The following is a 23,786-nucleotide window of genomic DNA, read 5'->3' on the forward strand; positions in this document are numbered from 1 at the left end:
TAGTTGTAATAATGATAAAAAGAATGCCTATTATAAAATAATTATTCTATAAGTGAAATGTGGTAGAAAGGTTGGTCTGTAATGAATGGAAGTTTGATTTCAATTATAATACCAGTTTATAATGTAGAACAATATTTATCAGTATGTATAGAGAGTGTTACTAACCAAACCTATAAAAATATTGAGATAATTTTAATAGATGATGGTTCGCTAGATGAAGGTGGGAAACTTTGTGATGAATATTCTAAAGAAGATCCTAGGATTAAAGTGATTCATAAAACTAATGGTGGTTTGTCATCAGCTAGAAATGCGGGAATTGATGTTGCTAAAGGAGAATATTTGGTATTCGTAGATAGCGATGATTTAGTAGCATCTGGTTATATTGAAACATTGTTTAATTTAGTTAATAAATATGGATGCGAGTGCGCTTTTTGTGGTTATAAAAGATTCCGAAATGAAAATGATTTAAAATTTGACTCGAATTGTACGGATTCGGAAGAATTTGTTATAAATAATTCTGTAGCCCTAGAAAATATTTTGTATCAGAAATCTCAAAACATATTTTCAGTTGCTGCATGGAATAAAATTTATAAATCAAGTTTATTTGAAAAAATTAGGTATCCAGAAGGCAAACTAAATGAAGATGTAGCAATTATATGTAGACTTATGCATGCATGTCATGAAATTGCATATACATCTGAAGTTAAATACTTTTATCGAATTACAGATAATAGTATTACACAGCAGGGATTTAATCATCGTAGAATGGATATAATTACTTTCTGTGAAAATAATATTATTTTTGTGAAAAAATATTTTTCATTAATTGAAAATGCTGCAATAAATATGTTGTTTAGAAGAAGTGTTGAATTGTATTTTATGCTTCAAAAAAGTGGTGACGCCATAGAGTACAAAAAAGAGGAGTCAGTTTTGTGGCATAATATCTTAAAATATCGAAAAGAAGTTCTATTTGATAAAAAAGCTCCTGTGTTTAACAAAGTTGCAACTATTTGCTCTTTGACAGGAAGACGAAGTTTAAATTTGGCATACAACTATTTTAAAAAACATTTTAAAAAAGTATAATCAAAAAAATATAATTTTAAATAATTTAATTGGGTAAGAAGGGAGATAGAAATGAAAACAATAGCTTTTTATTTACCTCAATTTCACAATATACCAGAAAATAATGAATGGTGGAGTGAAGGATTTACTGAATGGACTAACGTAAAGAATGCCAAATCTTTATTTGAAGGGCATAGTCAACCCAGAGTACCGTTAAAGGATAATTATTATAATTTGCTTGATGATAGTGTAAAAAAGTGGCAAATTGAATTAGCAAAAAAATATGGTATTTATGGATTTTGTTATTATCATTATTGGTTTAATGGAAAAATGCTTCTTGAAAAGCCAATGGAACAAATGTTAATTAATAAAGAGTTAGACATGCCATTTTGCATTTGTTGGGCAAATGAACCTTGGACAAAGGCATGGGTTGGAGATGCAAAAAAAGTATTAATTGCTCAATCTTACGGGGAAGAAAAGGAATGGAAAGAACACTTTAATTATTTAATCCCATTTTTAAAAGATGATAGATATATAAAAATCGGGAAAAAACCTCTCATTGTAATATATAGGGCTGAGATTGTGGGATGTTTAAACCCAATGCTAGATTATTGGAATGAATTAGCTAAAGAAAATGGATTTGACGATGGAGTAAGTTTTGCTTATCAAAATATTGATTTTGATTTAGTAAAAGGCAAAGATGATAGTCGTTTTGAATTTGATATTGAGTTTGAGCCATTATATGCATATTATGATATGTTCAAGGATCAGCATAAATATTTGAAAGCTATAAGAAGAAGTCTTTCAAATTGGATGGGTAAGCATTTTGGAATTGATTTACTTGCTTATGGTGAAAATTTCTTTTTAAAATCTAATCAGGTAAGTTTTGATAAAGCATGGGATGCAATTTTAAAACGTAAACCATTAAGTAACAAAAGTATGCCGGGAGCATTTGTTGGTTTTGATAATTCGCCTCGACGTGGAAGTGAAGGAAAAATCTATGTAGGAGATACTCCAGAAAAATTCCATAAATATTTCTCAAAGCAAATAAAAAGAGCGAGGGAAGTGTATAAAAAAGATTATATATTTATTTATGCATGGAATGAATGGGCAGAAGGTGGATATATAGAGCCAGATGAACGTTATGGCTTTGGATATTTAGAAGCTATTAGAGATGCATTGAAAGAAAATAATGAATTTCCTTGGTAATCTATAGAACAAATATGAGGATGATTGAGTATGAAATTTAAAATTAATTTAAAAAGTGTTTTTGGAAGTTTCATTTTTCTGTATCCACTAACTCCTTGGTATTTAAATATAGGTCCTTTAAATTATGTAAATATAGTTTCAATATGTTTTATCATAATGTGGATAAGTTGTTATAATAAAAATTTTAGTCCACTTATGCATACCAATGTCTTCTTTTGGATTTATTTGTTAGTATATTCTTTACAAGCATTATTTGATACTACTCTTGTGAAAGCTTTTGCATATATAAGTGCTCAATTAGTAGTATGTATAATTGTAGCCTCTGAGATAAAGACTAAAAAATTATTTCAATATACCTTAGATACTCTTATTGCTGCGGGAGGAATACTTTCTATTTTAGGTATCATCGAAGGCATTACAAAAGTTAATATTTTTCAAATGATTTCTAATGGTAATGCAGAATTTTATAATGAAATAAGGCTAGGAATTTTGAGAATTGCCACTTCATTTTCGCATCCAATTGTTTATTGCAATTATTTATGTTTTTTATCCGCTATAATCGCATATAGACTTAATAATGTGATTTCAGATAAAAGAAGAAAAATATTACGATTAATTTATGTGGCCGTAATTATTAATGCAATATTAACTTTATCAAGATCAACATTGCTTATTTTAGCTATTGAACAGATTATTATTGCATACAAATTGGGAATTGTTAAACTATGGAAAAAGGTTTTTAGTATTGGAATAACATTGTTACTAATTGTATTTGTACTTAACTTGTGTGAAAGCTCAATTTTGAATAAGCTGCAAAATATACTTTATATGTTTTTATCAATTTTAAATGAAAAGTATTCATCGTTATATAGTGTGGATTTTGGTATGAATACAAATGCGGTAGGAAATCGTTTGGATTTATACAATTGGGTAATATCAACTCTTAAAGGCCATGAATTATTTGGTATGGGAACTTCTGCTAAATTTTCCTATTTAGTATATGGATTTGAATCAACTTTGAATTATAGCTATACATGGATTAAAACATCCATAGAGAATGAGTATCTCTATAATTATTTTATACATGGTATCTTTGGATTAGCGGTACTAGTGTTATCATATGTGGGAAATTTATATTATTTATTAAAAAGAAATATTTTTCAAAAGAAATCTAAGATAAGAAAATTTGATGAGAAACAATTAAATTTTAATTTTATTGCGCTTGTAGTGTTGGTTGGATATTATGTATCATTATTTTCTGTTTCACAATCAGATACAGTCAGAATATATAATATATTTGTATGCTTGATTTTTGCATATAATTATATACAAAGAACAGAATTTAGAAAAACTTTGTAACTATTTATATATAAAGAATAAATTGAAAAGTAGTGTGATAAATTTTATATTAATGTAGAGAAGGGTGGATAAAACATGAAAAATGAAAGCAACATTATAAATATAGGGCTATATGATATGGATTTTTTTGATTTGAACTTGGGTGTAAATGCATTAGGAATTTGCCATATTTTAATGCTTGAAAAAATAAGTCAACAAATGAATATTAATATTAAGTACACGATTTTCACTGTTGAAAATGAACAAAAAGTTGTAGACTTGTTTGAATCATTAGTTAGTAAAAAACTTTATGTTAGGACAGTACACCCGATAAGTATAAGACATGTGGGTATATTATTTAATTTTTACAATGAGGTTAAAAAGTGCGATTTAGTTATAGATGCAACAGGAGGAGATAGTTTCTCAGATATATACGGTAATACAAGATTTATTAGAGGTACAATTTGCAAGATTATTACGTCTAATCGTAGCCAATTGTTATTAGCACCACAAACCATAGGACCGTTCACTTATAAATTTAATGAGCGTTTTGCCGCTTATGCTATGAAGAGAGCAAAAAAAATATATGTAAGAGATGAACTAACTTATGAATATGTTCATAAGATTGCTCCAAAATGTATATGTGAATTGGCAAGTGATGTTGCTATGGGATTACCTTTTGATAAATCAAAATATGATACTGCAAAAGTAGAAGGTTACATAAATGTAGGGATTAACGTATCAGGATTATTATGGAATGGCGGATATACAGGGAGTAACCAATTCGATTTAACATTGGATTATCAAAAGTTTATGAAGACAATTTTAAAACAATTGTTAAAAGCTAATAAGTATAAAATTCATTTGATAGCACATGTTATCGAAGAAGGAGCTTACGAAGACGATTATAAAGTATGCAAAGATTTAGCAAATCAGTATACAGATATTATTTTGGCACCTAAATTTACAAACCCGATTGATGCTAAGAATTATATTTGCCATATGGATGTCTTCGCAGGTGCCAGAATGCACTCCACTATAGGTGCTTTTTCAAGTGGGGTTGCAACAATACCAATTGCTTATAGCAGAAAATTTGCAGGAGTATTTGGAAGCTTAGGATATAATGTAGGTATTGATTGTAAAAAAATGAATACAGATGAAGCAATTCTAGAATTTTTAAGATTAGTTGAAGAGTATTTGAAAATTCAATCTAATGTGATTGTATCACTAAAAATAGCAAAAGAAAGAATAGAAAATTATGAAATAGGTTTGAAAAAACTTATTTCTAAACTTGCGTTATAAATTTAAATATATTACAGTACGTACAAAATATAATGGTACTTACTATATAAATTATAGATAATGAAAGGAAACATTATGGTTAAAAATCAAGTAAAAATGTATGAACATTATTGTACTGGTTGTGGCCTATGTCATTCAAGTAATGGGGTAAAACTAAAAGCTAATGAAAAAGGTTTTTTTGTGCCAAAATTAAATTCAAACATTATTTCTAATTTTTGTCAAAAAGTATGCCCGGCAAACGGTATTAGCACAAATGAGGAAAGGAGTAATATTTGGGGAAACTATGTTCATACGTATTCAGGATATTCTAATGATGAAACATTAAGATATAAATCCTCGAGTGGTGGTGCTTTATCAGAAATTGCAAGTTATTTATTAGAAACAAAAAAAGTTGATGGTGTTATTCATATTTTTGTAACTGATAAAGATCCAATTTCAACCAAAACATTTTGTAGTATTACTAGGTCTGAAATTATTGAACGTTGTGGATCACGATATATTACCTCATCCCCATTATATGATATATATTCAAAAGTTGAAAAGGGAAAAAAGTATGCTTTTATTGGAAGACCTTGTGATATTGTTGCACTAAAAAATTATATGCATGAGTTTAAAACTTTTGAAAATGAGATTATCTACACTTTATCATTTTTCTGTGCTGGTACACCAAGTAGGGCTGCTAATGTTAATTTGATTAAAGATATGGGGTGCTCTGTTCAAAATTGTATGAGTTTTAAATACAGGGGAGATGGTTGGCCGGGGTATGCTACTGCTGTTGATAAGGAAGGGAACAAATATAAGGCTGAATACAATATCGCATGGGGAAAATATCTAGGAAGAGATATTATGCCGATTTGCAGATTATGTACGGACGGAATTGGAAAAGTGGCTGATATTACTTGTGCTGATTTATGGTATTTAAATTCGGAAGGAAAGCCAGATTTTTCTGAACATAATGGAAGAAATGTTATTTTTACTAGAACAAGTAAAGGAGATAGTCTATTGCAGGAAATTGCGTCTTCAAATCGGATGACATTAGATTATTATGATGAAAAAATGAAGGATTTTTATTTAATTCAAACACATCAGTTTGATAGAACTATAACGCTTTATAGTCAGATATTAGCGATGAAATTGCTTGGAAGAAAATATCCCAATTATAATGTTAGAACACTTAAAAATTTTTCTGAACTTGCAACGTTGAAAAGAAAATGTAAAATATTTTTTGGAACCATTAAAAGAATAGTTCAAAGGAAAATATAAAAAGGTAGTAAGGAGTTATAAGTTAATCACTAAGACACAGGAATGCAGTAAATTAGAAGAATTTAATTTAAATAAAAATATTTCAATTGATGTAACATAGTTTGTGTCATAAATTAAAGGAGTGAGAATGTGAAAGGAATTGTTTTAGCAGGTGGTTCAGGAACACGCCTATACCCAGTAACAAAAGCAATGTCAAAGCAAATGGTTCCCATATATGATAAACCAATGATTTATTATCCAATGTCAGTTTTAATGCTTGCGGGAATAAGAAATATTTTAATTATATCTACTCCAAGAGACATAGTTAATTTTAAAGAGTTGTTTAAAAATGGACAAGAATTAGGATTAAATATTGAATATGCAATTCAAGAAAAGCCTAATGGGCTTGCAGATGCATTTATTATTGGAGACGAATTTATTGGTGATGATAACGTAGCAATGGTACTTGGAGATAACATTTTTTATGGCCAAAGCTTTTCAGAACATTTAAGAAAGGCTGCTAGCTTAGAAAGTGGTGCATATATATTTGGTTATTATGTTCAAAATCCAAAATCATTTGGTGTAGTTGAGTTTGATGATAATGGTAAAGTTATTTCTTTGGAGGAAAAACCAGAAAAACCTAAATCTAAATATGCAGTTCCAGGTCTTTATTTTTATGATAATTCAGTAGTTAAAAGGGTTAAAAAATTAAAACCTTCATTAAGAGGAGAATTAGAAATCACAGATTTAAACAAATCTTATATGGAAGATGGAACGTTAAAGGTTCAATTATTAGGTAGAGGAATGGCATGGCTTGACACGGGAACTCATGCATCTATGCTTCAAGCATCTAATTTTGTTGAAACAGTTGAAAATACACAGGGTACTTATATAGCTTGTCTTGAAGAAATTGCTTATAGACAAGGGTGGATAAACGCAAAGATGGTTGCTGAACTCGCTAAACCACTAATGAAAACTGGATATGGAAGATATCTAATGGATGTAGTAGAGGAAATTCAAATTGATAAAATAAAATCAGAAATTGAAGTAATAAAAAAATAAGAGGTGCAATAATGGGGAATTTTGAGTTTAATAAAAGAAAAATAGATGGAGTGTATATAATTGAACCTAAGTTTTTTGGAGATAACAGAGGTTATTTCATGGAAGTATATAATAAAGAGCAGTTTGCAGAAGCTGGACTTAAAATGACTTTTGTTCAAGATAATGAATCAAAATCAAGTAAAGGTGTTTTAAGAGGATTACATTTTCAAAGAAAGCATAGTCAGGGAAAACTTGTTAGAGTAACTAGAGGTGAAGTATTTGATGTTGCTGTTGATTTAAGGAGTGGTTCTCAAACCTATGGACAATGGGAAGGTGTTATTTTAAGCGAGGAAAATAAAAAACAATTTTATATTCCCAAAGGCTTTGCACATGGATTTTTAGTACTTTCAGATGAGGCAGTATTTAATTATAAATGCACAGATTTCTATTCACCAGAATATGATGGTGGAATTATGTGGAATGATTCAGATATTAATATAGAATGGCCTTTAGAAAGATTAGAAAATGTAATTTTATCTGAAAAGGACAAGTTACATCCTAATTTAAAGAACTTGAATTTAAATGAATATGAAGACTTTATATACAAGTAATTTGGTATAAAAATTATAAATAAAGGTTGGTAAATTTATTCATGTATCAAGTTTCAAGGAGTAAGTAGGTATGAAAATATTAATAACAGGATGTAAAGGTCAATTGGGTAATGAGCTTCAGGAGATAATAAAAAATGGAAAAGCTGAAATAGGAGAAGTTTCAGATGTTATAAAAGAATCTGAGATTATAGCATTAGATGTAGATGAATTAGATATAACAAATTTAATATGTGTTAAAAGAAAAATAAATAATTTAAATCCAGATGTAGTAATTAATTGTGCAGCAGCAACAAATGTTGATGGATGTGAAAGTAACGGAGATTTTGCATTTAAAGTTAATTCAATTGGACCTAGAAATTTAGCTATAGCATGTGGTGAAGTAGCGGCTAAATTAGTACAAGTATCAACTGATTATGTATTTAGTGGAGATTCTGATAAACCTTTAACTGAATATGATTTAACTACTCCATATAGTGTTTATGGAAAAACTAAGCTTTTGGGAGAAAATTATGTAAGAGAATTTTCTTCAAAACATTTTATAGTAAGAACAGCTTGGTTATATGGATATGTGGGTAATAATTTTGTTTATACAATGAGAAAGCTTAGAAAAGAAAAGGATATTATAAATGTTGTAAATGATCAAAGGGGTAATCCTACTAACGCTAATGACTTAGCTTATCATATATTAAAGCTAATACAAACAGAAGAATATGGAGTATACCATTGCACAGGTAAGGGAGAATGCAGTTGGTATGATTTTGCTAAAATGATAATTGAATTATCAGGAGATAAATGTGAAGTTAATCCATGTGCATCATATGAATACAAGACTCTAGCGAAAAGACCAAAATATTCATCACTTGATAATATGATGCTTAGAAATACTGTTGGTGATGAAATGAGAGACTGGCAAGATGCAATAAGAGCATTTATATATAGATTAGACAAGGTGAACGAAGTAAAATAACATACCAAATAAGTGCTGTATATTTTGTATTGGACAAGAATAAAAACTATTAGTAGAACTTGCACATGTAGTATGGCAAAATAGACAAGTTGTGTGATGGCTTATTACTTTTTGAATGTGTCCAAGTAAGAAAAAGGAGTTGTAATAATGAGAATATATTTAGTGACCGGTGGAGCTGGATTTATAGGATCAAATTTTGTTTTATACATGTTAAATAAATATAGTGATATTAAGATAATTAATTTAGATAAATTAACTTATGCAGGAAATTTAGAAAATGTTAAATCCATTGAAAATGATGAAAGATATATATTTGTTCAAGGTGATATTTGTGATAAAAAATTAGTTTCAAATATTTTTGAAAAGTATAATATAAACTATGTTGTTCATTTTGCAGCAGAATCACATGTTGATAGAAGCATAAGGGAACCAGAAATATTTGTTAAAACAAATGTGCTTGGTACAGTTAATATGCTTAACTGTGCAAAAGATGCCTGGGAAACAGAAGATGGATTTAAAGAAGGCGTTAAATTTCTTCACGTATCTACAGATGAAGTTTATGGGTCCTTAGATTCAGAAGGATTCTTTAGAGAAACGACACCACTTGATCCTCATAGTCCATATTCGGCAAGTAAGACTGGATCAGATTTGATGGTTAAAGCTTATTATGATACTTATAAGATGCCAATGAACATAACAAGATGTTCCAATAACTATGGGAGATTTCAATTTCCTGAAAAACTGATACCATTATTAATTAATAACTGTTTACAGCATAAGAATTTACCTCTATATGGTGATGGAATGAATATAAGAGACTGGTTGTTCGTTGAAGATCATGCAAAAGCAATTGATATGGTTGTAAATGATGGAAAATTTGGAGAAGTATACAATATTGGAGGACATAATGAAAGAAGTAATATACAAATAGTAAAAACTGTAATATCTTATATAAATAAAAATGTAGATAAACAAGTAACTGAAAATTTAATTAAATATGTTGAAGATAGAAAAGGGCATGATAGAAGATATGGAATATCACCAGATAAGATAAAAGAAGAGCTAGGCTGGTATCCAGAAACTACTTTTGAAGTGGGAATTGAGAAAACTATAAAGTGGTATTTAGATAATGAAGAATGGATGAAGAATGTAACCTCTGGTGAGTACCAAAAGTATTACGAAAAAATTTATAAGCAATAAAAATATAAGATGAATCTATAATAGATCTATCTTCCACTTCCTCTTATTAATTTTATACAAAATCTCTGATGGGCTCATATAATATTAAACAAATAGGAGGTAGAACCATGAAATTAAATAACTCAAAAATCAAACTTATTATATTAATTTTAGTTTGTATTATCATCTTGGTTATGCCTATTCTGGCAATAAATATCAATTTTATAAAAAATATAGTATTAAGTCTATTAAAAAATAAGGCGAATTCATATCAATATCTACAATTTAGTGGAATATTCTTAGGAATAATAGTGGCTGCTATTGGTGTATTTATAGCAATAGAAGATAAAGAAGGTAAAGAAAAAAATTACAGGATGAAAATATAAAATTATTGAAATAATAGATATAAGCTAAATGTAACAAAATATATCAATTAAAAACAAGCTTTTTTGATAAACAAAAGGCTTGTTTTTTTATAGTTAAAGTCATGTTGCAATAAAAACTTTGCATTAAATCAAGTGTTTCATATTCAAATATACTTCTAAAATATAAAATATATAAGTATATATATAATATCAATCTTAGCGGGGAATATATTTATATATTCATCGTAATGAAAAATATAAAGGTACAAGATGGTAATGATGTAAAATTAGCAGTTATAGAAACATGATATGCAGTATTTGTTATGAGAGTGTATTTTTTAGAACATTATAACTATGAAATATAGTAAAATATTAAGTAGAAAGGAAATACAAATATGGAAGAAATGGACTTGGAAATTCAAAATGTGTTTACAATACTAAAAAATCGTTGGAAAACTATAGCTGGAATTACAGCTATTATAACAGTATTTGTAGCAATAATAAGTTTTTTTATCATTAAGCCTGTTTATGAGGTCAATACAAAAGTTTTTATAGGTAAAGAAGAAAATAAAAATGTAGAATATAATAATAATGATGTTCAGATGTATCAAAAATTATTAAAGACATATTCAGAGTTAATAAAAACTAAAGATCTGATTGAAAATGCAACAAACGAAAACAATTTAAATATAACATCTTCAGAAATTATGAACGTTTTGAAAATTAATCCTATGACAGATACACAAATATTGGAAATAAGTTATCAAAATAAAGATAAGGTACTAGCTAAAAACGTGTTAGTAGCAGTTACAGATGAGTTTATAAAAGAATCTAAAGAGCTTATACCAAATGGAACAGTAAAAGTTATCGAAAGCGCTCAACTGCCACAGGAACCTGTGAGCCCTAATAAAAAAACAAATATAGCAATAGCTTGTTTGGTAGGATTTATAATCGGAATTGCAACAGCTCTTTTTATGGAATACATGGATGATACACTTAAGACAAAAGAACAAACTGAAAAAATAATGGAACTTCCTGTAATAGGCATTATACCTTGTGTAGAAAAGAATTAAGAGGAGAGAAATAAAATGTTAGTAGTTGAGGACAAACCAAGATCAATGGAAGCAGAATCATACAGAACATTAAGAACCAATATTCAATATTCTTCTATTGATAAAGAAATTAAAAGCATTGTTGTTGTAAGTGCATGCCCTAAAGAAGGAAAATCAACAATATCAGGCAATTTAGCATTATCATTTGAGCAAAATGGAAAAAAAGTAATAATAATAGATTGTGATTTAAGAAAGCCTACAATTCATAGATATTTTAACATATCAAATTTATGTGGTCTTTCAGAAGTCCTGATAGGAAAAAAAACATTAGACAGTGCTATTCAAGAATATAGACCTAATCTTTATATACTGCCAAGTGGGAAAATACCTCCTAATCCAGCAGAAATGATTAGTTCAACGATGATGAGCAATTTATTAGAAGAACTTAAAGAAGAATATGATATTGTAATAATAGATAGCCCTCCGTTACAAGTTGTTACCGATGGACAAATTTTATCAACTAAAGCAGATGGTACTCTTCTTGTATTAAAAGCTGGCGAAAGTAAAATAGAATCTGTAAAAGAAGCAAAAAATATTTTAAATAGAGTTGGAGCAAACATATTGGGAGTAGTTATAAATAGGGTAAGTAATAATAAAAACAAATATTATTACTATTATGGAACAGAAGAAAAAGATGCTTTAGAAACTTAAAAATAATTTTTATTAAATGTGAGAATATAGAATAACTTGTGTAAAATCAGTATTATAAGGCTCCAGCATATTATGCTGGAGTCTTTTTATTTTAGCTTAGAAACTTCATTTTGAATAATATCATTTAAAGTTACAGCATATAGATTATAACCATTATCATTTGGAATGTCATTATTAACTAAATTGGATAATTCTACTTTTGAATTTTTAAATTGAGTTAACATATCAATACATTTTAAATTATTATTATTAGCTATATTTTGAATTTCATCTCTATAAATATTATTTTCACTCAAAGTATTTGGTAACATGAAAAGTATTATACAATTTGGGTTTTTATATTTTAATGTTTGAATTAGTTCAGTATAGTTTTGAGTAAATGAAGCTAAAGGGAGTTTATTTATTGAGTCATTTTTTCCAAAACAAGTGATTATTAAATCAAAATTTTCTAAATTAGGATTAGATGAAACTATGTTTTTACCTTCAACTATAGTATCGCCATTTTGGGCTAAGGACTGGAGATAAGTTTTATTTCCAAAAGACGATTCTACATAATAAACAAGTAGATTTAACCATCCAGGATGAGTTTCAGATTTGCCCTTACTAAGAGCTAAATCATCCCCTAAAACCAAGATGTTAACATTTTGTTTATTCTTTAATTTTTTATAAAAGATTAAATTATCGTTAGGATCAGGGGAAGTTTTTGACTGCATCCAAATATCATAATCTTTCTTATTTTCTAATTTTAATTTATTACGTCTTAAAATGCCCAAAGTTAAAGTCATTATCAAAGTTATTGTTAATAGAACAATAAAACACATATAAGTTATTCTTCGTTTCAAAATTATCACCACCTTAAAAATATATATGTTTTTCATTAGCATATATATAACAATATTTTAATAAATATATAATAAAATATTACAAATTTTAAAGATTATATAAATAATTAGAGTTGAAACAAAGAATAAAGTTCAATTTGTAAAGATTGTGAGGAAGACTGAGATGATTGAAGAGAATTTAAGCATGAGAGATATAATAATAATATTAAAAAAAAGATGGGAGGTTATAGTTGGATTAGAGTTATCGTTTACAATACTAGCAATAGTTCTAAGTTTTTTTATTATTGTTCCTACATATGAAGCGAGAAGTAAAATATTTATGGGGAAAGGAGATATGATTAATAGTAATTATAATGATAGTGATGTTCAAATGAATAAAAATTTGATAAAAACATATGCTGAATTAGTACAAACGAATGACTTCATAGAAAAAACAATTAAAGAATATGATATAAATATAACATCAGAAGAAGTGTTAAAAAGATTAACGGTCATCCCTGATATAGACACGCAAATCTTAGAAATTAAAGCTATAGGTAAAGATAAATATTTAGTTGAAAAAATTACAGAGAGCATAAGTAGTGAATTCGTTAAAGAGTCAAAAAAACTTATACCATATAATAATTCAATAATTATAGAAAACGTAAAATTACCTAAAGATAAAAAGAATCCAAATGAAGTAACAAATATCTCTATAGGATTTATATTAGGATTAATGTTTGGAGTTTTAGTAGTCATTTTTCTAGAGAATTTTAATAATAGAATAAATACTAAAGAGAAATTAGAAAAAGTAATTGATATACCTGTTATTGGAAGTATTCCACAAGAAAAAATTAAGAGAAGGAATAGAGGACGAAGGCTTGCTATAGAGAATAATTGCAATTCCATACAGTCAGAAGCTTATAGGCAATTAAGAAATAATATTAGTTATTCTTTTAGTGAGGAAGGATTTAGTATAATAGCAATAATAAGTCCAGAAATGGCAACAGGAAAATCTATTATATCAAGTAATATTGCTTTAGCTTTCTCAGAAATTAATAAGAATGTTGTAATTGTTGACTGTAACTTAAGAAATCCATCATTACACAAAATATTTAATATATCGAATATGCAAGGACTTTCAGATGTATTTATAGGAAAAGAAAAAGTAGAAAATGTAATTAAGGAATACAGCAAAAATATGTCTATACTAACATGTGGAAAAGTGCTATCAAATTCATCAGAAATGCTTGGGTCTAATATAATGAGTGAAGTGTTAGAATGTTTAAAAAACAGATATGATTTAATTATTTTAGATACTGCATCAATTCAAAATTTTACGGATACACATCTTTTATCAACTAAGGCAGATGGAAATGTTTTTGTGGTAAAAGCAGAAAAAACAAAAATTGAAGCCTTAGTAGAATCAAAAAAGATTTTAGATAAAATTGGAGCTAAGATAATTGGAACTGTATTGAATTAAATTTTAATTGGGTGTTTTTGGAATAATGCTAAATAACTCAACATAAAATAATATATATTACATTTTAAATAATATTATATATGCGAAGTATATTTTGCGTTAGATAAAAAGATATGTTTGCTTCATATTAGACTGTTAGTTAATTGTACTGACGTCGTCTGATATTAGCATACTAATTCCTTATTTTTAAATATGTCTTATTGCTAACACCAATTAACAAGGAGCAATAATATGACAATTGTAAAAAATTATATATACAATACATTTTATCAAATTTTAATTTTAATAATTCCTCTCATTACTATGCCTTATTTAACAAGAATATTTACACCAAGTGATTTGGGAATAACCTCCTATACATTCTCAATAGTTAATTATTTTATGATCTTTGGGACACTTGGGATGGGGTTATATGGTAATAGAGAAATAGCTTATATTAGAGATAATAAAAAAAATCTTTCGGAAACCTTTTGGGCACTACTTTTAATTCAATTAATAGGTAGCTTTGTTTCATTAATTTTATATTATTTGTTTATTATTTTTTGTGTGACTGAAAATAAAATTATATATTTAGTTCAAGGGCTAAATATAATATCTTTTATGTTTGATATATCATGGCTTTTTATGGGGTTAGAAGATTTAAAAAAAATTTCTGTACGAAATAGTATAGTTAAATTAATAGGAATGATTAGCTTATTTGCATTGGTAAAAAGTTCTAAGGATTTAGTGTTATATATTTCTTTAACAGTTGGAATAAATATTCTAGGAGTCATAATAATATGGATTAATGTACCACAAGAAATTAAAAAAATAGAAATTAATATGGAAATTATAAAAAACAATCTGAAGCAATTAGTGTTTCTTTTTTTACCACAGATATTTATACAAGTATATGCATTACTAGATAGAATACTAATAGGAGTATTTTCAACTATAGAACAAGTTGCTTTTTATGATTATTCACAAAAAATAATTCGTATAGTTTTGGCTTTAATAACATCTTTAGGTATAGTTTTAATGTCACGAATATCCAATATGATTGGAAACGGCAGAAAAGAACATGTAAAGTTTGTAATAGAAAAGGAATTTGAAATTGTTTCATATATAGCTATGCCTATATCAATAGGATTAATGGCAGTATCTAATAATTTAATTTCTTGGATACTTGGGAGTAAATATTTAGAAATCAGCAAATTAACTTCTGTTAGCGCAGTAATAATAATAGCTGTAAGTTTAGCGAATATTATTGGAGTACAATATTTAATTGGCACTAAGCAAGAAAATAAGTATACTTTTTCAATAATTGTTTCAGCAGCAACAAATTTTACTATGAATATGGTGTTATTAAGAAAATTCGGATCATATGGGGCAGCAACATCAATAGTAGCAACAGAGTTTATTGGTGTAATAATTCAAATGATATTAGTAAGAAAACAGCTTCCAATTAAAAAAATGTTAAAGAAGATAAGCAAATATTTAATATGTTCTGTTATTATGGCAATTATTATTATTCCTATAGGTATTTTTCTTAATAATAATATGTTAGCTAGTATAATTCAAATTAGCATAGGCATAATTTTTTATATTACTATTATGTTTATAACTAAAGATGAAATTCAGATAGAAATTATAAATATATGTAAAACAAGAAATATAATAAGCAAACTAAGTAATATAAAACAAAACAATTAAATTTGAAGGAGGTAAAATGAAGGATTTTATTTTTAATCAGATAAGAATTAATGATGCGGATATAAGCGCAAAATGGTCACTTAGCGAAATACACAATATTATTTTATTTTTAATAATAAAATATATCCCCAATTTTATATGCTGAAATGAAAAAAATAGTAACTTATATACTATTATTAATATTATTATTGGAAATAAAATTTTTTTATATAATTTCATTACCACAAGAATTGAGTGGTTTTAATACTTATAATAATAAAGTTCTAATTTTAATACTTATGCTAATAGGATTAATAATCTTTTTTATTGATGGACTGAAATTTGGACTAAAAAAAAGATTATTTAATAAAGAGGTTATTGGGTTATTGATTATATATTTAATTCAAGTTTGTAGTAGTTGTTTTGTATATAATCAAGGATTTATTGAAGTTATTAAAGCAAGTTATTATTTTTTTATACCTTTATTATATTATTTGCTTATAAGTTTTTTAGACGATGAAAAAAAGTATAGGAAGCTGTTTAGGATTATAATTCTATTTTCAAGCATACTCTCGTTCTTATTTATAATTCAATCTATAGCATATGAGGAGTTTGGAATTATATTCTTAAAGCTAGAAAAACTTTCTGGAAGTATATTTTTTATTAGAAATAATAGAATTAGGTTAATACAACCAGCTCTTATAATCAGCTTTTCTCTCATATTATCTTGGGCTGAACTAATAAAATTAGAAAAAAAAAATGACAAGTTATTATATGTATATAATATAATATTCGGGTTAATTTACTTGATTTTAGTATGCCAGACCAGAATGTTAACACTTAGTGTAATAACTTCTATGCTAGCAATATTATTATTAAAAAGAAAAAGCAACATTAAGCAATTAACCCTAATAATCTTTATTATAAATCTGTTTTTATTTATCTATAATATAAATTTTACTAAAAATTTCATACAATCATTTGATGCAACTGATTTTGCTTGGAGTATGCATGCAAGGACAGAAGCATTAAATTATTATATAGAGAAAATCATAAATAATCCCATTATCCCTATAGGCTTATTAAATGAAGCTAATAATTTGGAAAGATTTTATATAATACATGGAAAGCAAGGATATTTATATGAGTCTGATGTAGGTATAGTAGGTCTAGCAGTTACTTTAGGTGTAGTGGGACTTGTATGGTTTATATTACTAATAATAAAACTATTTAGAATAATAATATACGTTTATCGTAAAAAAAAGCTAAATGAGTATATTGAATTAGTAGGAATTATTACGTTTGTAATAATTAATGTGATTACTTTAATTATTACAGATATTGAGAGAATAATATGTTTACCGGTAATCTTAGCTATTTTTGAACATGTATATATAAGAAGTTATGATGGATCAAAGGAGTAAATTAATGAAAAGTATACTTTATATATCTTTAGCAGATTGGTGTTGGATAAAACAACGTCCACAACATTTTTGTGAAATAATGAGTGAATTAAATTATGAAATAGAATATTTTTGCAAAAGACCTTGGAGAAAAATAGGAAAATGCTTAGAAGGCTTTAGAAATAACTCATCTGTAAAAATAATTAGACAAAGGATTTTACCATATGAATCAAGGTATAGAATAATAGAGAAAATTAACAACTTAATAATTAGAAGAAAAATCAAACATATGGTTAAAAAAAAATATGAATACATTATTTTAACACATCCAAATCAAATAAACTTTTTAACACATAATATTATTGAGGAAAACAAGATTATATATGATTGTATGGATAATTATAAGGAGCTTTTCAAGAATAATATATATAGAAGTAATTTGGTACCTAGAGAAAAAGCTTTGATTAATTGTACCACTAAAATTGTTGCATCTAGTGAAACGATTAAAGAAAACTTGATTAAAGCATATGGAGCGAAGGAACAATATATTAAAGTAATTAATAATGGTGTTGATTTAAAGAATTTTAATATTGATTTACATGGGAAAAATGCTGTTTTGAATAATATGAATAAAAAGGTTGGATATATAGGAACTGTAAGTAATTGGTTTGATGTAGATATATTAAAATTTGCTGCATTAAAAAAGCCTAATATTGATTTTTATGTTATTGGTCCTATAATGCAAGACTGTAAAATAAAATTGCAAGTTAAAAATATTAGTAATATATATTTAGCTGGTGCAGAAGATTATAGAAATTTGCCTATAGTGTTAAATAATTTAGATGTAGCAATTATGCCTTTTAAATTAAATAAGCTTATAGAATGTGTGAATCCAGTTAAGATTTATGAATATTTAGCTATGAATAAACCTGTTGTAGCCGTTAGATATAAAGAAACAGAGAAATTTAAAGATTTAATTTATTTATATTCTAACAAAGAAGAATTTATAGAAAAACTAAATAAAGCATTATCAGAGAGGGTCATATATACATCAAGAAGAGATTATGCTTTAAAAAATTCATGGGAGTACAGAGTAAAAGAATTTATAAAGTTTATTGAAGAATAATGATTGGATAGATGTAAATGGAAAAATTAGTATATATAATTGTATTAAATTATAATAATTTTGAAGATACAGTAGAATGTATAGATAGTTTAGAAGAAATAAAATATGACAATTATAAAATTGTCATAATTGATAATAAATCTACAGATAGCTCAAATCAAATATTAAGGGAAAAGTATTCTAAGAAATATGTATATATTGAAAATGATAAAAACTTAGGATATGCAGGTGGAAATAATAAAGGTGTTAAATATGCTTTGGTTAATAATGCTCAATATATATGCATATTAAATAATGACACAGTTGTAAAGGAAAATTTTTTGAAAAAATTAGTTAATTGTATGGAACTAAATTTGAATTGTGGAATAGTAGGGCCAGTTATATTAGAATATTACAATCCTAAAATAGTACAATCTTCTGGGGCTGTTATCAAATTGATAAAAGGAGATATGTCTCCTATAAACAGTCATAAAAATATAGAAGAACTAAATGAAGAAATAATTAAATGTGATTATATAGGAGGAGCATGTATTTTAATAAGAAGAGAAGTTATTGAAAAAATAGGATTAATTCCTGAAGACTATTTTTTGTTTTATGAAGAAACTGATTGGTGCTATAAGGCTAAACAATATGGATATGATATAGTATGTTTTACTCCAGCACAGATTTTTCATAAAGGATCATCTACAATAGATGTAATAAATGAACTAGGCGAATATCTTATGAATAGAAATAAAATAGTGTTTATTAAGAAAAATGCATCATTACCACAGTTAATATTTTTTTTTATATACTTAATAGCAAAAACTTTATATGATATTTTAATAAAAAATAAGAATAGTAAAATCATAAAATATTATTTTCATGGTGTATTTAATATTATAGATAAAAGATACCCATTTATATATATAAATGGAGAATGAATAGTAATTAAAATTCTAATTAATCAAAAAGTTAGAAATTGAAAGGAAAGTATAATATGAATGATGATTTTACTATAAAAAATACGAATTATTGCAAAGGAATTGCAATAATTTTAATGATAATACATCATCTATTTTGGAATGTTCCAGGATATGGAGTAACTATAGGGCATATTGCACTATCACAAAGAATAGCAGTTATAGGAAAGGTTTGTGTAAGTATATTCTTATTTTTGAGTGGATTTGGATTATACAAAAGTATAAAAACAGAATTTAGTATAAAAAAGTTTTATTGTGAGAAATTATATAAATTATATATAAATTATATATTTATAGTAATTACATCAATTATTATATCAATAGTCTTTTTTAAAGAAAAATATATGAATTTAATTGGAAAAGGATTCAAAGAGATAATATTAATTATTCTAAATTTAACAGGATTTCAATATTTAATAGGTTATCCAGGTCTTAATGGTGCATGGTGGTTTGTTTCGGTAATATTAGTGCTTTATATATTATTTCCTTTTCTAAAAACATTAGTTGAAAAATATAAGATTAAATTTGTTATAATTTTTTTTTTAATTTCTTGCTTTGACATAATTCAATTAGAGAACATTAAAATATTAACAATTATATCGTGGGGATTTCCTTTTATTTTGGGAGTGTATACTGCGTTTAGCAACATATTTATAAAAATAAATCAGTATATAAATAAGGATAAAAAATATGTTAAGAAATCAATTCTATTAATTCTATTGATTTTTTCTTTAATCATTAAGCAGATATTAGATTCGCAAAGCTTTATAGGAATTAAATTTGATTATTATTTATCATTTGTTATTATTTTATCCGTATATATTTTTTTTGAAAATATATTAATAAGTAAAAAAACAATTAGTTTTTTAGGTAAAAAATCTAGTGATATATATTATATTCATATGTTTATTTCAACTTATTATTTAGCAAATTCAATTTATAACATTAACAATGTATTTTTTATGATAGTAAGTGTTATTATTTTAAGTTTGCTTTGGAGTTTTAGCTTAGACACAATAAGAAAAATTATTGGATGGAATAATTTAATATATAGAGGAAGTAATAGATTATTAAGTTATTTTTGTGGTGATAAAATATAGTCAAATATAATGATTTACTAATATGTGATTCAAAATGTATTGAGAAATATATGAAAGATAAGTATAAAGAATAAAATATTAAAAGCAGCTAAGTTAAACATAAAAATAGAATAATAAATAGTGGAAATACAGTATGCTACACTTATGGAAAGCGTAATAAAAAAGAAGATGAGGAGTGTATATTATGAAGCCTAAAATAATAGCTTTTTATTTACCACAATTTCATGCTATACCAGAAAATGATTTATGGTGGGGAAATGGTTTTACTGAATGGACAAACACTAAGAAAGCTAAAGCTTTGTTTCAAGGTCATTATCAACCCAAAGAACCATTAGATAGCAATTATTATTGTTTGTTAGATAGTAATAAGCAAGAATGGCAATGTAATATGGCAGAGAAATATGGAATTTATGGATTTTGTTATTACCATTATTGGTTTTGTGGGAAAATGTTATTAGAAAAACCTATGGAAAATATGCTTGAAAATTCAAATATTAAATTACCATTTTGCATATCATGGGCCAATGAACCTTGGACGAGAAATTGGGATGGTAGAGAAAAAGATGTATTAATGTCTCAAGAATATGGAGAGTTAGATGATTGGGAAAAACATTTTCAGTATTTGTTACCTTTTTTTAAGGATAAAAGATATATTAAAAAGGATAATAAGCCAATTATGGTATTGTACAGAGCTTCACATATTAAAAACTGTGAAGAAATGATAGATTATTGGGGGAAGAGAATTAAAAAGTATGGTTTTAGTGGGATTTATATTATAGAAACTTTAACAGGACATCAAAAAGCATCATCATTAAAGAATTCTAGTGCACAATTAGAAATGGAACCTATGCATACAATAAGGCATTATTTACCATTGTGGAAACAAGGAATAAGACTAATAAAAAAGAATTTAAACAAAAAGGGATTTAAGGTGTATGATAAAATTCCATATAATCTAATTTGGAATAATATAATTAATAAAAAGAGAAAAAAGCACAAGTTAACTTATTTAGGTAGTTTTGTAGACTGGGACAATAGTGCAAGGTGGGGAAGCAGAGCTATGATAATAACAGGAGCAGACCCTAGTCAATTTAAAAAATATTTTAATATTCAGTATGAGAAGAGTAGAAAATCCGAGAAAGAATATATTTTTCTTAATGCTTGGAATGAATGGGCTGAAGGAGCTTATTTAGAGCCAGATAAAAAATGCAAATATAAATATTTAGAGAGCATTGAAGAGATTATAAAAGTAAAATAATAGAATATAAAGAAGAGAGATTTAGTATTAACTAAACCTATGTATTTGTAATATTTACATAAGTAGGCGAATAAAATATAAAGTAAAGTAAAAAAATATAATATTTGTGTATAGAAATTTTAATCTGATAATTCAAACAAGTTACAATAAAAGAAAGTTGGGATAAAGGATGATAAAAATAATTGGAATTTATTGTTTATTGGTAGTTGTTATATTATTGTTCTTTTATAGTGCACATAAGAAATGGTGATAATTTAAACACACTAAAACATAATAGATATAATTAAGAAATCAATATGAAGAAAAAGGAAAAAGAATGGTTTAGGCAAAAGAATTTAAAATTGAGTTTTTTATGTATTGCATAATAAAAAGATATAGCCAAAAATTAATATAACATTTATAATTAGGAGGTATACTATTATTTATAATAGTTGTAATTTAAGGGGGGCATAAGATGAAAAAGGTAAAAATAGCACTACTAGGATTGGGGAATGTTGGTCGTGGTGTTTGGATGATTTTAAATTCTAATAAAGAAGAAATCATGAAAAGATGCGGATATGAAGTAGAGGTGGCAAAGGTTCTTGTAAGAGATAAGAATAAGCCAAGAGGAGTAGACATTCCAAATGAACTTGTTACTACAGATTTTAATGAAATATTAGAAGATGATACTATTAAAATCGTTGTTGAAGTTATGGGAGGAATGGAACCAGCTAGAGATTATATGCTTAGATGCATGAATAAGAAAAAGCATATAGTGACTGCAAATAAAATGTTACTTGCAACTGGCGGAGACGAACTTTTTGAAAAAGCTGATGAACAAGGAATAATGTTCCAATATGAAGCAAGTGTAGCTGGAGGAATTCCAATTATAAAGGGAATAGATGAAAGCTTAACTGCTAATAAAATAGAAACTCTTTATGGTATTGTAAATGGTACAACAAATTATATTTTGAGTAAAATGGAACTTGAAGATGTTGATTTTGATGATGTTTTAAAAGAAGCTCAAGAAAAAGGTTATGCAGAAGCAGATCCTACATCAGATATTGAAGCATATGATGCGCAATATAAATTAGCAATACTTGCATCTTTAGCTTTTGGATCAAAAATTGACGTAAAAAATGTATATAGAGAAGGTATTACTAAAATTGAAGCTGTTGATATGAAATATGCTAAAGAATTTAAAATGGCTATTAAATTACTTGCAATTGCAAAAGAAGTAAATGGAAAGGTAGAGCTTAGAGTTCATCCTACAATGATTCCTAAAAAGCATCCACTTGCAAATGTTTATGATTCATATAATGCAGTATTTATTAAAGGAAATGCAGTTGGAGATTTAATGTTTTATGGAAGAGGAGCAGGAGATTTACCAACAGGTAGTGCTGTAGTAAGTGATATTGTTTCTATAGTAAGAAGTAATGTTGATACAGAAAACCCTAACCCAGTAGTAAAAAATAACCTATGGGAAAGAAAAATTTTAGAGATGGGCGCTGTTCAAAGTAAATTCTACATAAGAGCAACTGTTTTAGATGAATCAGGAGTTCTAGGAGAAATAACAGCAATACTTGGCAGACATAATGTAAGTATACGTTCAGTAATACAAAAGGGTGATGAAGAAGACGGTCAAGTAACCATTGTATTAGTTACTCATAAAACTAATGAAGCTCAAATAGATGATGCAGTTAAAGAAATTAAAGAATTAAAATCAGTCAATAAAATAGATAATATAATAAGAATAGAAGATTTTAAATAAATTATTAATATTAAATATATAAGTTCTAATTAAGAAAGTTCATAATTTAGTTGGTTGTCTTATCCAATCACTCTAATATAGAAATTAAATCTTAATGAACAAAATTTTTTAAAATATATATATATATATATAT

General features: G+C 26.5%; 22 protein-coding genes. 21 read left to right on the forward strand and 1 reads right to left on the reverse strand.

Annotation, left to right across the window (positions count from 1 at the left end; all coding sequences use genetic code 11):
* Window positions 1-81: 81 nt before the first annotated feature.
* The 12 genes from CLPUN_RS15305 to CLPUN_RS15360 all read left to right on the forward strand — a co-directional run bounded on the left by CLPUN_RS15305 (window position 82) and on the right by CLPUN_RS15360 (window position 12,079).
* A complete protein-coding gene (locus CLPUN_RS15305; protein WP_077848119.1) occupies window positions 82-1,083 on the forward strand; it encodes a glycosyltransferase family 2 protein in 1,002 nt (333 codons plus the stop codon).
* Window positions 1,084-1,134: 51 nt separating this feature from the next.
* Window positions 1,135-2,271, forward strand: coding sequence for a glycosyltransferase WbsX family protein (locus tag CLPUN_RS15310; protein WP_077848120.1), 1,137 nt, complete (start codon window positions 1,135-1,137; stop codon window positions 2,269-2,271).
* Window positions 2,272-2,301: 30 nt separating this feature from the next.
* Window positions 2,302-3,630: an O-antigen ligase family protein gene (locus CLPUN_RS15315; RefSeq protein ID WP_077848121.1), complete on the forward strand. Its 1,329-nt coding sequence runs from the start codon at window positions 2,302-2,304 to the stop codon at window positions 3,628-3,630.
* 75 nt (window positions 3,631-3,705) lie between these two features.
* Complete coding sequence (locus CLPUN_RS15320; RefSeq protein WP_077848122.1) at window positions 3,706-4,911, forward strand: polysaccharide pyruvyl transferase family protein; 1,206 nt, start codon at window positions 3,706-3,708, stop codon at window positions 4,909-4,911.
* A 60-nt stretch (window positions 4,912-4,971) separates the two neighbouring features.
* Complete coding sequence (locus CLPUN_RS15325) at window positions 4,972-6,174, forward strand: Coenzyme F420 hydrogenase/dehydrogenase, beta subunit C-terminal domain (RefSeq protein WP_077848123.1); 1,203 nt, start codon at window positions 4,972-4,974, stop codon at window positions 6,172-6,174.
* A gap of 129 nt (window positions 6,175-6,303) precedes the next feature.
* Window positions 6,304-7,215: a glucose-1-phosphate thymidylyltransferase RfbA gene (gene rfbA, locus CLPUN_RS15330; RefSeq protein WP_077848124.1), complete on the forward strand. Its 912-nt coding sequence runs from the start codon at window positions 6,304-6,306 to the stop codon at window positions 7,213-7,215.
* Window positions 7,216-7,226: 11 nt separating this feature from the next.
* Complete coding sequence (gene rfbC, locus CLPUN_RS15335; RefSeq protein ID WP_077848125.1) at window positions 7,227-7,805, forward strand: dTDP-4-dehydrorhamnose 3,5-epimerase; 579 nt, start codon at window positions 7,227-7,229, stop codon at window positions 7,803-7,805.
* Between the two features lie 70 nt (window positions 7,806-7,875).
* Window positions 7,876-8,772 (forward strand): dTDP-4-dehydrorhamnose reductase, encoded by an 897-nt coding sequence (gene rfbD, locus CLPUN_RS15340; protein WP_077848126.1) that lies wholly within the window; start codon window positions 7,876-7,878, stop codon window positions 8,770-8,772.
* 147 nt (window positions 8,773-8,919) lie between these two features.
* Window positions 8,920-9,972, forward strand: a complete 1,053-nt coding sequence (rfbB, locus tag CLPUN_RS15345) for a dTDP-glucose 4,6-dehydratase (RefSeq protein WP_077848127.1) — start codon at window positions 8,920-8,922, stop codon at window positions 9,970-9,972.
* 107 nt (window positions 9,973-10,079) lie between these two features.
* Window positions 10,080-10,337 (forward strand): hypothetical protein, encoded by a 258-nt coding sequence (locus CLPUN_RS15350; protein WP_077848128.1) that lies wholly within the window; start codon window positions 10,080-10,082, stop codon window positions 10,335-10,337.
* 374 nt (window positions 10,338-10,711) lie between these two features.
* Window positions 10,712-11,389 (forward strand): YveK family protein, encoded by a 678-nt coding sequence (locus CLPUN_RS15355; protein ID WP_077848129.1) that lies wholly within the window; start codon window positions 10,712-10,714, stop codon window positions 11,387-11,389.
* A 15-nt stretch (window positions 11,390-11,404) separates the two neighbouring features.
* The gene (locus CLPUN_RS15360; protein ID WP_077848130.1) at window positions 11,405-12,079 is read left to right on the forward strand and encodes a CpsD/CapB family tyrosine-protein kinase; all 675 of its coding nucleotides are present in this window, start codon (window positions 11,405-11,407) and stop codon (window positions 12,077-12,079) included.
* An 86-nt stretch (window positions 12,080-12,165) separates the two neighbouring features.
* Here the strand turns inward: CLPUN_RS15360 and CLPUN_RS15365 are convergent, their stop codons facing one another.
* On the reverse strand, window positions 12,166-12,921 hold the full coding sequence (locus tag CLPUN_RS15365) for an SGNH/GDSL hydrolase family protein (protein ID WP_077848131.1): 756 nt from the start codon (window positions 12,919-12,921) through the stop codon (window positions 12,166-12,168).
* Between the two features lie 163 nt (window positions 12,922-13,084).
* Between CLPUN_RS15365 and CLPUN_RS15370 the strand changes: the two genes are divergently transcribed.
* The 9 genes from CLPUN_RS15370 to CLPUN_RS15405 all read left to right on the forward strand — a co-directional run bounded on the left by CLPUN_RS15370 (window position 13,085) and on the right by CLPUN_RS15405 (window position 23,653).
* Window positions 13,085-14,383: a tyrosine-protein kinase domain-containing protein gene (locus CLPUN_RS15370; RefSeq protein WP_242954149.1), complete on the forward strand. Its 1,299-nt coding sequence runs from the start codon at window positions 13,085-13,087 to the stop codon at window positions 14,381-14,383.
* Window positions 14,384-14,614: 231 nt separating this feature from the next.
* On the forward strand, window positions 14,615-16,075 hold the full coding sequence (locus CLPUN_RS15375; RefSeq protein ID WP_077848132.1) for an oligosaccharide flippase family protein: 1,461 nt from the start codon (window positions 14,615-14,617) through the stop codon (window positions 16,073-16,075).
* A 986-nt stretch (window positions 16,076-17,061) separates the two neighbouring features.
* Window positions 17,062-17,478 (forward strand): hypothetical protein, encoded by a 417-nt coding sequence (locus CLPUN_RS28790; protein ID WP_242954150.1) that lies wholly within the window; start codon window positions 17,062-17,064, stop codon window positions 17,476-17,478.
* Window positions 17,479-17,482: 4 nt separating this feature from the next.
* Window positions 17,483-18,583, forward strand: a complete 1,101-nt coding sequence (locus CLPUN_RS15385; protein WP_077848134.1) for a glycosyltransferase — start codon at window positions 17,483-17,485, stop codon at window positions 18,581-18,583.
* Window positions 18,584-18,600: 17 nt separating this feature from the next.
* On the forward strand, window positions 18,601-19,506 hold the full coding sequence (locus CLPUN_RS15390; protein WP_077848135.1) for a glycosyltransferase family 2 protein: 906 nt from the start codon (window positions 18,601-18,603) through the stop codon (window positions 19,504-19,506).
* Window positions 19,507-19,562: 56 nt separating this feature from the next.
* Window positions 19,563-20,645 (forward strand): acyltransferase family protein, encoded by a 1,083-nt coding sequence (locus tag CLPUN_RS15395; protein ID WP_077848136.1) that lies wholly within the window; start codon window positions 19,563-19,565, stop codon window positions 20,643-20,645.
* Between the two features lie 20 nt (window positions 20,646-20,665).
* The gene (locus CLPUN_RS29660) at window positions 20,666-20,719 is read left to right on the forward strand and encodes a hypothetical protein (RefSeq protein WP_423237305.1); all 54 of its coding nucleotides are present in this window, start codon (window positions 20,666-20,668) and stop codon (window positions 20,717-20,719) included.
* A 110-nt stretch (window positions 20,720-20,829) separates the two neighbouring features.
* A complete protein-coding gene (locus tag CLPUN_RS15400; RefSeq protein ID WP_198944349.1) occupies window positions 20,830-21,903 on the forward strand; it encodes a glycoside hydrolase family 99-like domain-containing protein in 1,074 nt (357 codons plus the stop codon).
* Window positions 21,904-22,357: 454 nt separating this feature from the next.
* Complete coding sequence (locus CLPUN_RS15405) at window positions 22,358-23,653, forward strand: homoserine dehydrogenase (protein WP_077848137.1); 1,296 nt, start codon at window positions 22,358-22,360, stop codon at window positions 23,651-23,653.
* Window positions 23,654-23,786: the final 133 nt, after the last annotated feature.

This window comes from Clostridium puniceum (genome assembly GCF_002006345.1).
Taxonomy (GTDB): domain Bacteria; phylum Bacillota; class Clostridia; order Clostridiales; family Clostridiaceae; genus Clostridium; species Clostridium puniceum.

Bases quoted from the DNA above. Each gene is read 5' to 3' on its own strand.
- CLPUN_RS15405 (WP_077848137.1), top strand. From the start codon at position 22,358: ATGAAAAAGGTAAAAATAGCACTACTAGGATTGGGGAATGTTGGTCGT.
- CLPUN_RS15400 (WP_198944349.1), top strand. From the start codon at position 20,830: ATGAAGCCTAAAATAATAGCTTTTTATTTACCACAATTTCATGCTATA.
- CLPUN_RS15370 (WP_242954149.1), top strand. From the start codon at position 13,085: ATGATTGAAGAGAATTTAAGCATGAGAGATATAATAATAATATTAAAA.
- CLPUN_RS15375 (WP_077848132.1), top strand. From the start codon at position 14,615: ATGACAATTGTAAAAAATTATATATACAATACATTTTATCAAATTTTA.
- CLPUN_RS15320 (WP_077848122.1), top strand. From the start codon at position 3,706: ATGAAAAATGAAAGCAACATTATAAATATAGGGCTATATGATATGGAT.
- CLPUN_RS15395 (WP_077848136.1), top strand. From the start codon at position 19,563: ATGAATGATGATTTTACTATAAAAAATACGAATTATTGCAAAGGAATT.
- CLPUN_RS15390 (WP_077848135.1), top strand. From the start codon at position 18,601: ATGGAAAAATTAGTATATATAATTGTATTAAATTATAATAATTTTGAA.
- CLPUN_RS15385 (WP_077848134.1), top strand. From the start codon at position 17,483: ATGAAAAGTATACTTTATATATCTTTAGCAGATTGGTGTTGGATAAAA.
- rfbB (WP_077848127.1), top strand. From the start codon at position 8,920: ATGAGAATATATTTAGTGACCGGTGGAGCTGGATTTATAGGATCAAAT.
- CLPUN_RS15360 (WP_077848130.1), top strand. From the start codon at position 11,405: ATGTTAGTAGTTGAGGACAAACCAAGATCAATGGAAGCAGAATCATAC.
- CLPUN_RS15350 (WP_077848128.1), top strand. From the start codon at position 10,080: ATGAAATTAAATAACTCAAAAATCAAACTTATTATATTAATTTTAGTT.
- CLPUN_RS28790 (WP_242954150.1), top strand. From the start codon at position 17,062: ATGCATGCAAGGACAGAAGCATTAAATTATTATATAGAGAAAATCATA.
- CLPUN_RS15315 (WP_077848121.1), top strand. From the start codon at position 2,302: ATGAAATTTAAAATTAATTTAAAAAGTGTTTTTGGAAGTTTCATTTTT.
- CLPUN_RS15310 (WP_077848120.1), top strand. From the start codon at position 1,135: ATGAAAACAATAGCTTTTTATTTACCTCAATTTCACAATATACCAGAA.
- CLPUN_RS15305 (WP_077848119.1), top strand. From the start codon at position 82: ATGAATGGAAGTTTGATTTCAATTATAATACCAGTTTATAATGTAGAA.
- CLPUN_RS15355 (WP_077848129.1), top strand. From the start codon at position 10,712: ATGGAAGAAATGGACTTGGAAATTCAAAATGTGTTTACAATACTAAAA.
- rfbD (WP_077848126.1), top strand. From the start codon at position 7,876: ATGAAAATATTAATAACAGGATGTAAAGGTCAATTGGGTAATGAGCTT.
- rfbC (WP_077848125.1), top strand. From the start codon at position 7,227: ATGGGGAATTTTGAGTTTAATAAAAGAAAAATAGATGGAGTGTATATA.
- CLPUN_RS15325 (WP_077848123.1), top strand. From the start codon at position 4,972: ATGAAAGGAAACATTATGGTTAAAAATCAAGTAAAAATGTATGAACAT.